General features: G+C 60.3%; 11 protein-coding genes and 1 pseudogene. 11 read left to right on the top strand and 1 reads right to left on the bottom strand.

All coding sequences use genetic code 11. The features are described from left to right. Positions 1 to 14 precede the first annotated feature (14 nt). From AC1DX3_RS00005 to AC1DX3_RS00055, 11 genes and pseudogenes are all read left to right on the top strand, one after another. Positions 15 to 395, top strand: a pseudogene (locus AC1DX3_RS00005) (EF-Tu C-terminal domain-related protein); the annotation flags it as partial. 218 nt (positions 396 to 613) lie between these two features. Continuing rightward, a complete protein-coding gene (locus AC1DX3_RS00010) occupies positions 614 to 1,006 on the top strand; it encodes a hypothetical protein (protein WP_476987174.1) in 393 nt (130 codons plus the stop codon). 210 nt (positions 1,007 to 1,216) lie between these two features. After that, a complete protein-coding gene (locus tag AC1DX3_RS00015) occupies positions 1,217 to 1,465 on the top strand; it encodes a putative signal transducing protein (protein ID WP_476987175.1) in 249 nt (82 codons plus the stop codon). A gap of 78 nt (positions 1,466 to 1,543) precedes the next feature. Continuing rightward, positions 1,544 to 3,769 carry a S9 family peptidase gene (locus AC1DX3_RS00020; protein WP_476987176.1) on the top strand — a complete coding sequence of 742 codons (2,226 nt, stop codon included), beginning with the start codon at positions 1,544 to 1,546 and terminating at the stop codon, positions 3,767 to 3,769. A gap of 229 nt (positions 3,770 to 3,998) precedes the next feature. Beyond that, positions 3,999 to 6,914: a transcriptional regulator gene (locus AC1DX3_RS00025; protein ID WP_476987177.1), complete on the top strand. Its 2,916-nt coding sequence runs from the start codon at positions 3,999 to 4,001 to the stop codon at positions 6,912 to 6,914. 147 nt (positions 6,915 to 7,061) lie between these two features. Continuing rightward, positions 7,062 to 7,745 (top strand): hypothetical protein, encoded by a 684-nt coding sequence (locus AC1DX3_RS00030; RefSeq protein ID WP_476987178.1) that lies wholly within the window; start codon positions 7,062 to 7,064, stop codon positions 7,743 to 7,745. Between the two features lie 90 nt (positions 7,746 to 7,835). Next, positions 7,836 to 8,282, top strand: coding sequence for a hypothetical protein (locus AC1DX3_RS00035; RefSeq protein WP_476987179.1), 447 nt, complete (start codon positions 7,836 to 7,838; stop codon positions 8,280 to 8,282). A gap of 132 nt (positions 8,283 to 8,414) precedes the next feature. After that, complete coding sequence (ssb, locus tag AC1DX3_RS00040) at positions 8,415 to 8,912, top strand: single-stranded DNA-binding protein (protein WP_476987180.1); 498 nt, start codon at positions 8,415 to 8,417, stop codon at positions 8,910 to 8,912. A 208-nt stretch (positions 8,913 to 9,120) separates the two neighbouring features. Next, positions 9,121 to 11,877, top strand: coding sequence for a DNA gyrase subunit A (gene gyrA, locus AC1DX3_RS00045; protein ID WP_476988017.1), 2,757 nt, complete (start codon positions 9,121 to 9,123; stop codon positions 11,875 to 11,877). A 48-nt stretch (positions 11,878 to 11,925) separates the two neighbouring features. Next, positions 11,926 to 12,411: a pantetheine-phosphate adenylyltransferase gene (gene coaD / locus AC1DX3_RS00050; protein WP_476987181.1), complete on the top strand. Its 486-nt coding sequence runs from the start codon at positions 11,926 to 11,928 to the stop codon at positions 12,409 to 12,411. A 100-nt stretch (positions 12,412 to 12,511) separates the two neighbouring features. Further along, the gene (locus tag AC1DX3_RS00055; protein ID WP_476987182.1) at positions 12,512 to 13,393 is read left to right on the top strand and encodes a peptidylprolyl isomerase; all 882 of its coding nucleotides are present in this window, start codon (positions 12,512 to 12,514) and stop codon (positions 13,391 to 13,393) included. A 377-nt stretch (positions 13,394 to 13,770) separates the two neighbouring features. Here AC1DX3_RS00055 and AC1DX3_RS00060 read toward each other — a convergent pair whose 3' ends face one another. Then, positions 13,771 to 14,262 carry a hypothetical protein gene (locus AC1DX3_RS00060; protein WP_476987183.1) on the bottom strand — a complete coding sequence of 164 codons (492 nt, stop codon included), beginning with the start codon at positions 14,260 to 14,262 and terminating at the stop codon, positions 13,771 to 13,773. Between the last annotated feature and the right edge of the window lie 92 nt (positions 14,263 to 14,354).

Consider the following 14,354-nt stretch of genomic DNA (forward strand, 5'->3'; position numbering starts at 1 on the left):
GGTCAAGCCGGTGAGGTCAAGCCGGTGACAACGTCGGCGTTCTGCTGCGCGGCACCAAGCGTGAAGACGTCGAGCGCGGCCAAGTTCTGTGCAAGCCCGGCTCGATCACGCCGCACACCAAGTTCGTGGCCGAAGCCTACATCCTGACCAAGGAAGAAGGCGGCCGCCATACGCCGTTCTTCACCAACTACCGTCCGCAATTCTACTTCCGCACCACCGACGTGACAGGCATCATCCGCCTGCGCGAAGGCGTGGAAATGATCATGCCGGGCGATAACGCCGAGCTTGACGTGGAACTGATCACCCCGATCGCCATGGAAGAAAAGCTGCGTTTCGCTATTCGTGAAGGCGGCCGTACCGTCGGCGCCGGCGTTGTGGCCAAGATCGTCGAGTAGTTTGAAGGCGAGGGGCCTCGGGCCCCTCGACCCCGAAACGCGACGGTGTTTGAGACACAGTCTGAAATACTAAAAACCCTTCGGCCTTTTGGGGCCGAAGGGTTTTTAGTATTTCAGACTATTGCTTAATCGCCCTTCGGTTATGGGGTCCAGGGGTCTGCGACCCCTGGCCTTAGACCTTCTCGGTGACTTGTGTTAGGCTCACTCATGGAGGCACCATGAAACACGCGGCAACTATCTTGGCATCACTCATCGGTCTCATTTTCTGCCTGCCATCCCATGGGCAGGGCTCGTCATCTCTGTCGCAATACGAAGGCAAGGCCTTGAGCGATAGCGACATGGCTGACGCCGTAACCTATATCGAAGCGCACGCAAAAATGCCGGAAGGCGCGAGCGACATAGGCGCCTACGGGCGTTACTACGCTCAAGACAAAGGCATCGTATATGGTGAATATGTGAAGCTATGGCCGGGCGAACACTACGCGTCTGGGACTCATATCGTCGCCTATGACAAGCTACCCGGCATTTTAGACGGCGGCTGTGACGTCATCGACATCATTTATATCCCGTCAAATCACGCCATCGGTGCCGATTGTCATGGATACGGTTGACCTGGACCGATCGTGCGTGAGGATAATTGGGTCGCGATCCGGCCTATATAGGCAATAGACACCCGCCTTCGCGCCAATCAATATAGCCTTGTTTTCAAAGAGCTATACTGAAAGCCATACTGTAAACCTTTAACGCTACGCATTTCAGAAAAGGTCTCTTTTCCAACGGGGGACCTTTTTTATTGCCTGCCATCCGGCTAAGGTCCCGCCATGAAAGACCTGATCCGCACCAATAACCCGGCCCTGATCTCCTTCGTCGAATCCCTGCTCAAGGAGCTCGATATCCACTATTTCATCGCCGACCAGGCCATGAGCGCCGCCGAGGGCTCGATCGGCATGTTCCCCAAGCGCGTCATGGTCAGCGACGAACACTTCGCCAAGGCGCGCGAACTGCTGATCGACGCCGGCCTGGAAAACGAACTCCGTCCGTTGAAAAACGACGGCCTATGGGCAGATTGATGGTTACACGCGCAACAGGCTTGACGCGTAGCCAAGCCGCGGGCTAGCGTCCACTATATTATAACAGGGGCGCCCCTCATGAAATTCACTCGACTTCCTCTTATGCTGCTGGGCTCCTTCCTGATGACGACGATGGCTATTGCGCAAACGACTCCCCTCACGCCAGAGCGCGTTTTCGCCGACCCGGACCTGTCCGGCCCAAAGGCCGTCGGCGCCAAGCTGTCGCCTGACGGCACGCTCTTGACCTTCCTGAAGCCCAAGACCGACAATCACGACATCCAGGACCTGTGGGCCGTCCCGGTCAAGGGCGGCGAGCCTTATGTCCTGGTCGATGCCAACAGCCTGTCCTCGTCCGACAAGGCCCTGTCAGAAGCCGAAAAGTCGCGCCGCGAGCGCATGCGCGTCTCGGCCCGCGGCGTCGTCGACTATGGCTGGTCCGACAACAGCCAGTCGATCCTGGTGCCGCTGGACGGCGACGTCTATCTGGTCGACCGCACCACCAAGGCCATCAAGCGCATCACCGACACCCCGGGCGACGAGGTCGACGCCAAGCTGTCGCCATCCGGCGATGCCGTCGCCTATGTCCGCGACCAGACGCTCTATCTGCAGGACATCAAGTCCGGCAGCGAAACGCAATTGTCGCCAAAGGGCGCCGACACGGTCTCCTACGCCACCGCCGAATTCATCGCCCAGGAAGAGATGGACCGCTATACCGGCTATTGGTGGAACCCGAAGGGCGGCCAGATCGCCTACGAAAAGTTCGACGAAAGCAATGTCCCCATCGCCGAACGCGTCGAAATCGGCGGTGAGGGCGTCAATATCGTCCACCAACGCTATCCCTTCGCCGGTAAGGCCAATGCCGTCGTGGAGCTCTACGTCAAAAGCCTCGCCGGCGGAGATCCGGTTAAGGTCGATCTCGGCGCCAATCCCGACATCTACCTGGCTCGCGTCAACTGGTCGCCCGACGGCAAAACCCTTTACGTGCAACGCCTCAGCCGCGACCAAAAGACCCTCGACCTGTTGCAGGTCGATCCGGCCACCGGCGCATCGAAGATCCTGCTCAGCGAAACTTCGGACACCTGGGTCGAGCTCAACCTCGATTTCAAACTGCTCTCCGACGGCAGCTTCATCTGGTCGTCCGAACGCGACGGCAACAAGCACTTCTATTATTACGGCGCCGACGGCAAGCTGATCCGCCAGGTGACGCACGGGGACTGGCCGGTCGATGCCTTGAAGGATGTCAACGAAAAGACCGGCGAACTCTATTTCGAAGCCTCCAAGGACACCCCGCTCGAGCACAACCTTTACAAGGTCAGCTTCAAGACGGCCGGCGAACCCGTCGCCTTGACGCCTGCCGGCGGCTGGTGGACGACGGCCGTTTCCGGCGGCGGCAGCGCCTTTATCGGCAGCTATTCCGACCCGGCGACACCGCCGCAAACCGCGCTGTACGACGGCAAGGGCCAACGCCTGCGCTGGATCGAGGAAAACAAGCTCGACGCCTCGCACCCTTATTTCCCGTATAAGGACGAATACAGCGCGCCGGAATTCGGCGAATTGACCGCGGCCGACGGCGAAAAACTCGAATACTTCATGCTCAAGCCGAGGGGCTTCGATCCGGCCAAAAAATACCCCGTCATCGTCTCCATTTATGGCGGGCCGGCCTCGGCGACCGTCAAGCGCAACTGGGTGACGCCAGCGACGCGCCTGTGGCAGGAAGCCGGCTATATCGTCTTTTCGCTCGACAACCGCGGCACGCCCGGCCGCAGCGTCAAATTCAGCCGCGCCATCTACAAACAATTCGGCGGTCCCGACATCGACGACCAGGTCATGGCCGGCAAGTGGCTGCAAACCTTGCCCTATGTCGACGCAGCCCATATCGGCATGATGGGCTGGAGCCAGGGCGGCTTTGTTACTTTGATGTCGCTGACAGCCAAGGATTCACCGTTTGCCGCCGGTAACGCCGGCGCGCCGCCGACCCAATGGGCGCTTTACGATACGGCCTATACCGAACGCTACATGTCGACCCCGGACGGCAACCCGACCGGTTACGCCAATTCCGACGTGCTCAACCGCCTCGACAATCTGAAGCCTGGCTCCCTGCTGCTGATGCAGGGCATGGCCGACGACAACGTCCAGTTGGCCAATTCGACGCGCGTCATGCTGGCCCTGCAGAAGAAGTCGATACCGTTTGAACTGATGCTCTATCCCGGCGAGCGCCACGGTCTGAAGGGCAATGAGCGCGGCCTGCAACGGTTCCGCATGCAACTCGACTTCTTCAACCGGAAACTCAAGCCCCAGGGCTAAATAGAACAAGGCTAAACCAACGGCCGATGAGATATCATGGGCCGTTGGCAGCGGGCAAGTGCCCGCCCGAGCTGTTGCGAGGAGCCATGCGGCGATTGAGCTGGAGAAGGCAAACCTTGCCGTGCGCGGCCTTAACAGCCGTAAACCTATAAAAGTTTACGCTTCTTAAGGATTGTTGCGCCATACTGAGAGACGATAACTGTCATCACTCAGAAGAGTTCCCGTTCACTTGATCTCGTTCGATTCATCATTGCTGACGAGCTACTATAATTCGAAGCTGGGTATCAGCTCGGGTTCGGGGACGGATTCCGGCTCGTCGGCCCTGGCGGCCGCGACCAAAACCTACTCGCCCACCGGCGCCACGGTCGCCCCCAAAGCGCCCTGGGGTTACAGTTCCGGCATGTTGCAGGAAAACGACCTGGTCACCAAGGTCCTGGGCGGTCAGCACTTCATCAATCCCAACGCCATTGTCTCCAATGTCACCGGGGCTTCGCCCGACTACACCAAGCTGTTCACCCTGTATCAGGGCCTCAACGCCCTGGAAGGCCTGGCGACCAAGGCCCAGGACACGCACCTCAGCGACATTGCCATGGCCGCCGTCAAACGCCGCTTTGCCGCGGGCATGGCCGAGGTAGGCTCCTATATCAGTGACACTAAATTCGATCACGTCTCGCTGACCGAAGGCACCCTGACCCAGGAACTGAAGAACACGGTCGGCGTCGCCCGCACGGACACCACCTATACCGGCCCCGCCATCCATACCGGCACGGCCGACACCTCGGTCAAGGCCTTCGAAGGCGACGTGAAATTCGCCGTTTCGGTCAAGAAGATCGGTACCGCCACGCCGTTCAATGTCGATATCGACCTGTCGCAAATGGGCACCCAGACCCGCAGCATGTCCAATGTCGTCAGCTTCATCAATTCGAAGCTGAAAGAGCAGGGGCTGCAGTCGAAATTCGTTGTCAACCGCACGCCGGCCGTTCCCACGACCATGGTCGCCGGCGGCAAGACCATCACCACCTCGAAGGGCGTCGACAGCTTCGGCCTGCAAATCAAAGGCGTCACTACCGAATCCCTGACCTTCAGCGCGCCGTCGACCGCCGACGCCGTCTTTGTCGTGCAAACGACCGGCGATCCGGACAAGAAGGTCACCACCCGCGATCCGAAAGACAAGACCAAGACGGTCACGACCACCGGCGCCGGCGTGTCGTCGCAACTGATGAAGTTCCAGACCGACGTCACCGCCACGGGCACGGCGCTCGATCCCGCCATTTCCAAGGTCGGCGACAAATATTGGGCAGCCGGCGAATCCCAACAGGAAGCCCTGCCGGATACTGTGAAAAATGTCCGCCAGACGGTGTCCGGTCCAGACGGCTCGGTCTATGTCCTGGCCGATATCGAAGGGTCGACCTCGGGCCAGGATATCAAGGGCAGTCAGGACGTCGCCCTGATGAAGTACGACTCCGCCGGCAAACTGGTCTTTACCCGTACGCTCGGCGCCGCCGACACCGCTTCCGGCTACAATATGGCCGTGTCGAGCGACGGCAAGGTCGCCATCACCGGTTCCGTCACCGGCGCCCTGGATATCAGCAAGACCACGGTCAAGACGATCGGCACCGGCGTCAATGCCACGACGACGACCTCGACCGAGACGACCAATCTCAACGGTGTCGATAACGCGAAGTCCGACAGCTTCGTCACCGTCTTCGATTCCGCCGGCGTCGAACAATGGACGCAACGCCGCGGCGGTTCCCTGGCCGACGAAGCGACCTCCGTCACATTCGGCACCGATGGCTCTGTCTATGTTGGCGGCCGCACCATGTCGCAAATGACCGGCGCGACCGACAAACAGGTCGGCGGCTGGGACAGCTATGTCATGGGCTTCGACGCCACCGGCAAGTCGACCTTTACCCAGCAGGGCGGCACGGCTCAAACCGACGCGACGTCGCAAATGGCGGTCAGCGGCAACACGCTTTACGTCGCCTCGATCGAAAACAACGAAGCCGTCCTGAAATCCTACGATGTCAGCTCCGGCAAACCCGTCCTGTCGGCCAGCCGTAACCTGGGTGGGATCGGCGGCGGTAATATCAGCGGTCTCGAAGTCTATAACGGCAAGGTCTATGTCGGCGGCAGCAGCGGTTCGGGCAATCTGCTCAGCGCCGGCGCGGTCACCCATGCCTATTCCGGCGCCTATGACGCCTTTGCCATGTCGGTCGATACCGACCTGACCAAGACGGCCAGCGACAAGGTCGCCTATTACGGTGGCACCGGTATCGAAAAGAACGCCCAGGTGAAATTCTCCGACGGCAAAGCATGGATATCCGGTCAAACCACCGGCGACATCACGGGCACGACCAAGCTGCAAAAGGACGACGCCTTCCTGGCGCGTGTCAATATCGATACCGGCGCGACGGAATATCAGACGCGCTATACCGGCACGGACGGCGTGGTGTCGCCCAACGCCATTGCCGTGTCGAAAGGTTCGTCCAGCGTCCTCGACCGTCTCGGCCTGCCGCAAGGCAAGATCATGACGACCGATTCGAACCTCCTGACCTCGGGCACCAGCGTCCGTGTCGGCGACCAGTTCTCCTTGGTTGACCCCGGCACCGGCGCGAAAAAGACCATCACCATCGAAGCCACCGACACCATGGACAGCCTGGCCAAGAAGATCGTCCGCGCGTCGAGCTACAAGCTGAAGGTCGACGTCAGCAAGGTCCTGGGTAAACAACTGAATCAGCTGGACATCAAGCCATCCAACGGCACCAGCAAGATGGAATTCGTCGCCGGTCCGGCCGGCAAGGACGCCTTGGCTGGACTGGGCCTCGACGCCGGCCTGGTATCGTCGGACGCCACCAAGATCATCGACGCCTCGACATCCAACTATCAAAAGACGCAAAAGCCGATGGGTTTGAGCTTCGATCCGGCGCTGAATCTCAATTCCGACGCCAATATCAAATCGGCCATGGATTCGCTGCAAAAGACGATGAAGAACGTCCAGAAGGTCTATAACTACCTGAAATACGGCGATCCGCAGGACACGTCCAAGGACAAAAAGGGTAACACGTCCGGCCAGGCGCCGGCCTATCTCACCGACCAGATCGCCAATTACCAGGCGGCGCTCAGTCGTCTGACGGGCGGCGCATAAGGCCAGCTTTGGGCTTTCCGGGTAACGGCGCCTAAAAAACCGCATCGCCACAATCTGAGGCCTTTGCATGGCCACGATTTGTGGTTAAGACTTCCCCACAAGACTTGAGCCCGTCGCCAAGACTTGAGCCCGTCGAAGGGGGAAACCATGGCCGTAAAAGACAACAAGCGCTGGATCGGCGTCGCCATCGGGGCGGCTGTCGCAATCGGTGTTGGGATCGCATTGGCGGTCTTCATGTCGCGCGGCCACAAAGACGAAAAGAAGATGAACGACCTGCCGACCGGCCTGACCTTCAATGTCAGCGAGTCGGTGTCGTCGCTCGACGCCAAGAAGCCTTTGCGTTGCTATGTCGATGGAGCCTATGTCGGCGACCTGACCCTGGGCGATTGCGCCAAGAAAAACGGCGTCGCGGCGCAAAAACTCGATGTCGGCGTCGACGACAGCGGTAATCTGACCGCGGCGCCGACGGCGTCACTCGTGCCCGTGCCCGGCGCTCCGGCCAGCACGGTGGCGCCCGACACCAAAGCGCCCGTGCCGGATCAAACCGCCGAAATCGTCCCTGACGCCCGCCCGGTCTCCGGCCCGACCGCGGCCTGCCTGCGCTACAACAGCAATACCTGGAACAAGCTGTCGGACAGCCTGACGCTCGGCCAGTGCGTCGTGCTGCTGTACGATGGCCGTTGTGTCTCGCCCGGCTCGGCCTCCTACGGCCGCTGGGGTGGCAAGACCCTGCGCCTGGTGCCGCGCCGGGTCGAACAATCGGACGATAACACCAATTTCCGTCCGCTGGTCGATCAGGGCCAGGGCTGTTCCGTGCCTTTGGTGCGTTAAAAACCGAAGCCAGCCTTTCTGCCTTCCCCCCGCACACGGTTCATGATTAAATCCCGTTCCAAACAGGGCGGCTGCAATAAGGATATGACCATGCGTTTGAACGCACTCTTGCTGATGGGACTGGCCGGAACGGCCGTGGCGCTGGGCGGTTGCGTCAAGCACGTCAAGCCGCCGATGGAGCCCAATGTCTGCTATTTTATCGGCCATCCCGCCGGCGGTGAACTCAAGTTCAACGTCGTCGCCAAGGACGATCCGGACATCGAACATTGCGCCGTTCACCTCTATAATCTGCGCATGGACATGCTCAAGACCGGTACGGCCGGCGAGCAGACGGAAGGCAGCTATGGCGGCAGCTTCCTGTTCGTCGAAAATACCGAAGTCTATTTCGCCCAGCGCTACGAGGATCCGCCATTCCCGTTGTTGGTAAAAGCGCCGGACGGCCGTCTGGTGGCGCCGGGCTCGATCGTCCAGGAAGACGACGCACCGACCGGCCCGCAGACCGTCGAGATCCCCAAGAACCTGCCCACCAAGCCCTAAAGCGTTAACAAACTGTGGACGAGCGGGGCGCTAAGCTTGGCTTGCGCGCGTAAAGCTTCTAAAGTCGTTTCTTTAGATTCGCGCGCGCACGCGTGAGAGCGATCGTGCGACAGAAAAACAAAAGGTGTTTCGATGGCAGGCAGTGTCAATAAGGTCATTCTGGTCGGTAATCTCGGCAAGGACCCGGAAATCCGTACGCTCGCCTCGGGCGACCGCGTCGCCAACCTGACGATCGCGACGTCAGAATCATGGCGCGACAAGATGAGCGGCGAACGCAAGGAAAAGACCGAGTGGCACCGCGTCGTCATCTTCAACGACAATCTGGCCAAGATCGCCGAGCAGTATCTGAAGAAGGGCTCTTCGGTCTATCTCGAAGGCAGCCTGCAAACGCGCAAGTGGACCGACAATGCCGGCGTCGAAAAGTATTCGACCGAAGTCGTGCTGCAAAAGTTCAACGGTAACCTGACCCTGCTGGGCGGTCGCGGCGATGGCGGCGGTGCCTCGTCGGGCGGCGGCGGTTACGACCAATATGAAGATTCCTACGGCGGCGCTCCGGCCTCCAGCGGCCCCAAGGCCAAGCCGCAGGGCGCGCCGCAAAACTTCGACCTGGACGATGAAATCCCGTTCTAAGACTATCCGAGCTTTGGCGGGGGCGGCGGACTTAAGTCCCGCCACCCGGCAGGCCACCCTTCGCGGGCTTTGGTCTGCCACTCTCTGCCCAAGCCGGGTCAGAGGGGAAAACAGGTAAAACGGTAACAAGTAGACATAGATGAGCGATATCACTTCGGACGACGATTTGGGTAATGACGGCGAAGCCCCGCGCGGTGGCGGCGGGGGTATGCTGCCCGGCATCAGTACCGTCACCATCGAAGACGAACTGAAGCGTTCCTATCTCGACTACGCCATGAGCGTCATCGTCTCGCGCGCCTTGCCGGACGCCCGCGACGGCCTGAAGCCCGTTCACCGCCGCATCATGTATTCGATGCATAAGGAAGGGCATACGCCCGACCGGTCCTACGTCAAATGTTCGCGTATCGTCGGCGACGTCATGGGTAAGTATCACCCGCACGGCGATCTGGCGATCTATAACTCCCTTGTCCGTATGGCGCAGCCCTTCTCGATGGGTATGCTGCTGGTCGACGGCCAGGGCAATTTCGGTTCGGTCGACGGCGACGCTCCGGCCGCCATGCGTTATACCGAATCGCGTCTCTCGAAGCCGGCCATGTCGCTGCTGGCCGATATCGACAAGAACACGGTCGACTTCCAGCCCAACTACGACGGCAAGGAAGACGAACCGACCGTCCTGCCGTCGCGTATTCCGAACCTCTTGGTCAATGGCGCCGGCGGTATCGCCGTCGGCATGGCGACCAATATTCCGCCGCATAATCTCGGCGAAGTCATCGATGCCTGCGTCGCCCTGCTCGACAATCCGCATGTGACCTTGGAAGAACTGCTCGATATCGTCCCCGGGCCGGATTATCCAACCGGCGGCGAGATCCTCGGCCGTTCCGGCGCCCGTCAAGCCTTGCTGACCGGCCGCGGCTCGGTCGTGACGCGCGGCAAGGCCAGCGTCGAAACCATCCGCAAGGACCGCGAAGCCATCGTCATCACCGAGATCCCGTATCAGGTGAACAAGGTCTCGCTGATCGAATATATTGCCGACATGGTGCGCGAGAAGCGCATCGAAGGCATTTCCGACATCCGAGACGAATCCGACCGCCAGGGCATGCGCATCGTCGTTGAGCTCAAGCGCGAAGCCTCGGGCGACGTCCTCCTGAACCAGCTCTATCGTTACACGGCCCTGCAATCCAGCTTCGGCGTTAACATGCTGGCCCTCAACCACGGCCGGCCGCAGCAGATGGGCCTGCGCAAGCTGCTCGACATCTTCCTCGATTTCCGCGAAGAAGTCGTCGTCCGCCGCACGCGATTCGAACTGAACAAGGCGCGCGACCGCGGCCACGTCCTGGTCGGCCTGACCATTGCCGTCGCCAATATCGACGAAGTCATCCATATTATCCGCTCCTCGGCCGACCCGGCGGAAGCGCGCGAACGTTTGTGCGGCCGCGTTTGGCCGTCGGGCGACATGGCGCCCCTGATCGACCTGATCGCCGACCCGCGTTCGATCGTCCTCGAAGACGCCAATGTCCGCCTGACCGACGAACAGGCCCGCGCCATCCTTGCGCTCACCCTGTCCCGTTTGACCGGCCTCGGTCGCGACGAAATCGGCAGCGAAGCCCGCGCCCTGGCTGACGCCATCGCCGGCTATCTCGCCATCCTCGGTTCGCGCGAACGCATCATGGCGATCGTGCGCGAGGAACTGGTCGAAGTCCGCGACCTCTATGCCGTTCCACGGCGCACCACCATTGTCGATGGCGAAGGCGACCTCGAAGACGAGGACCTGATCCCGCGCGAAGACATGATCATCACGGTCACCCATTCGGGCTACGTCAAGCGCACGGCGCTGGCTGCCTATCGCGAGCAGCATCGTGGCGGCAAGGGCCGTTCCGGTATGGCGATGAAGGACGAGGATGCCATTATCGGCGTCTATTCGGCTACGACGCACCAGCCGATGCTGTTCTTCTCGTCGACCGGCAAGGCTTATAAACTCAAGGTTTGGCGCCTGCCGCTCGGCAATCCGCAATCCAAGGGCAAGGCCTTCGTTAACCTGCTGCCGCTCGATGGCGGCGAAACCATCACCAATATCCTGGCCCTGCCGGAGGACGAAGCCGCCTGGGAACGTCAGGACATCATCTTCGCCACGCGCTCGGGCGATATTCGCCGCAACAAGCTGAGCGACTTCGTCAATGTTAACCGCGCCGGCAAGATCGCCATGAAGCTGGAAGACGGCGACGCCATTGTCGGCGTGGCCATCTGCACCGACGACCAGGACGTCCTGCTGTCGACCGCCGGCGGTCGTTCGATCCGCTTTGCCGTCGACGAGGTCCGCGTCTTCAAGGGCCGCGACTCGACCGGCGTTCGCGGTGTTCGGTTGAACGGTGACGACAAGGTTATCTCCATGGCCATCCTGCGCCGCGTCGCCGCGTCGCCGGCCGAACGTGCCGCCTATCTAAAGGAAGCGTCCAAACGCCGCGCCGCAGCGTCCGCCGACGAGTCCGAGGACGCGACCGTTGCCGTCGAAGAGGATGCCGAAGAGGCCGTGGGCGACATCGAAGCCTTGAGCGAAGAGCGCATCACCGAACTGGCTGCGGCTGAAGAGTTCATTCTGACGGTCGCCGATACCGGCTTCGGCAAGCGCACCTCGTCCTACGACTACCGCCGAACCGGACGGGGCGGGCAGGGGATTGTCGCCATCGACCTGTCGAAGCGCGGCGGGCAGTTAGTCGCCTCCTTCCCGATCGACATCAATGACGGCCTGCTGCTGGTCACCTCGGGCGGGCAACTGATCCGCACCAATGTCACGACGGTCCGTGTCGCCAGCCGCAACACGCAAGGCGTCACCATCTTCCGTACCTCGGGCGGTGAAAAGGTCGTCTCGGTCGAACGCATCATCGACTCCGGCGATGACGACACCGACACACCAACGCCCGATACCTCGGTCGTCGACACGGCGCCTTCGGGCGGCGACGAAACCTGATCCACCTCACAGGGGGCGCTGGCCATGATGACTGGCATGACAACTGGTATGAGAATAGGCCTGTATCCGGGGACGTTCGATCCCATCACCAATGGCCACAGCGACATCATCGGCCGCGCCGTCAAACTGGTCGATAAACTTGTGATCGGCGTGGCGCGCAATATCGGCAAGTCACCGATGTTCACCATCGATGAGCGCGTCGACATGGTCCGCGAACAGGTCGCCTATCTTGGCGATCGCGTCGAGGTCCTGCCGTTTTCCAGCCTCCTGATGCACTTCGCCCAGGAGGTCGGCGCCGGGGTCATTATCCGCGGTTTGCGCGCCGTCGCCGACTTCGAATACGAATTTCAGATGACAGCGATGAATCAACAGCTTAATCGTGATCTGGAGACGGTGTTTTTGATGGCCGACCCGCGTCATCAGGCGATAGCGTCGCGTTTGGTCAAAGAAATAGCCCAATTGGGCGGCAATATCGCGCCGTTTGTGGCTCCCAGTGTGGCGGAACGCTTACTGGCAAAAGTAAAAATCGTTTAAAAAACGCTTTTCACTTTTGATGATTGCGGTGTCGCGCAATTTAACCGAAAAGTGGGGGCCACTTTTCGGATTGCGCTTAGGTTAGGGATTAGGACGGACTATGTCAGGATTGAAGAAACAAGCGCTGTTCGCAGGCGCCATGGCGGCCCTTTTGGCCGCGACCTCTGCATTTGCGCTTGATCCTGGCTATCGCGCCCCAGACCCCAACAACACCATCGTGGTCGACACCACCAAGGGCCGGATCGTGTTCGAGCTCTACCCGGTGATGGCGCCGGCCAACGCCGAACGCCTCCTCACCCTGACGCATCAACATTTCTATGACGGCCTGATTTTCCATCGCGTCATCGAAGATTTCATGGATCAGACTGGCGACCCCAAGGGTACCGGTGAAGGCGGTTCAGACCTGCCCAATGTCAAGGGCGAGTTCACCATGCGCCATGACGCCAGCTTCCCGATGACGGTGGCATCGCGTCCCAAGGGCTCTTTGATCGGTTTCGTCGGCGCCATGCCAGTGCAAAGCCAGGTCAACGAACTGCTGCCCATGTCGGTCGACGGCAAGATCAGCGCCTGGCCGCTCTACTGCCAGGGCGTGATCGGCATTGCCCGCGACAGCGATCCGGACTCGGCCAACAGTCAGTTCTTCTTCATGCGCGGCGCCAATGCGAACCTCGAAAAGCGCTATACCGCCGTCGGCGTGGTCATCAGCGGCCTCGATGTCGTGCGCAAGATCAAGATCGGCGAGCCCGCGGTCAATCCCGATAAGATGCTGAAGGTCCAGGTCCTGGCCGATATGCCCGAAGCCGATCGGCCGCAGATCGAGGTCATGGATACGGCTTCGACGCAGTTCCAGGCCATTATCGATCAGACCCGCAAGGACAAGGGCGCTGACTTCTCGGCCTGCGACATCACGGTACCGAGCAAGAACCTCGCCGCTCCGGTGGCGTCCGTCGACCCGACGGCCCCGGCCGCGCCAGCGAAATAGGCATAGAACGTCGAGGCCGGTGGATACCGGTATAATGCCTCCGAAACCTGTCAACAGCGCACGCGTAGAGGTCGTCGCCGTCAGCCCCGGTATGGCTGCGCGCGTGATTCGGAGTAGCCGTGGCCCTATTCCAGGAAAACCGACACTCCGAATGGAGAACGGCTGATTGTTAGCAGTAACTAATTACCGTTTAAATTTAGAGTGGGGAGATGCTGGCTGCCTGCGAAATCGCTATTTTGCTACCATTTAAAGTTGACCATCCGAGATTCGGAGCGTCGGTTTACCGTTAATAGCGCCACAGCCACTCCGAATCTCGCCAGCCGCTGTTTTTGTGCATGAAGGCGATGCGCCAAATTCATGTGAAAGCCTTGGATGCTCTACGGTATCTTCATCACGTCCGGCTTGGCGCCATCGGTGATAAATTCGCCCGTCCAGGCGGCTGTGTCGGTCTTGGCGATGCAGGATATCTTCGCCACCCCGGCCGCCGGATCGAAGAAGGTGCAGGTGCCGGTCGCCGGATGATCGGTCATGTTTTGCGGCGTACTGCCCGAGATCAGCAAGTCTATGGTCCTGGTGACCGAACCGTCCGGCTGAGTCACGTCGTCATGGCTGTTACCCGAAAAGGTAACCGTCATCTGGGTGTCCTGGCTCGTCAGACTGCCATTGGAGAAGATGAAACTCTGACGGCCGTCGTCATAGGTAAAACTGGCCACAACATTCTTGCACGGTTTCAATTCTTCGCCGTTCATCGTCATATGCCGGCACACACCCTTCATGAAGGTCATGGCGGTCATGCGGCGCGGCGCGTCCTCCGCGTGGGCGCCTGTACCGGCCGCCATCAGCAACACTGCGGGAATTAGATATTTCATCGGCGGCGCCTCTAATGCGGGGTGACGGAGTTTTACGCGAAATTGCAGTCACCGTCGCCTTACATTTGCGGTTAGGCGGAAGTTGGGCCGCT

Source organism: Asticcacaulis sp. P2_B1, from assembly GCF_056404915.1.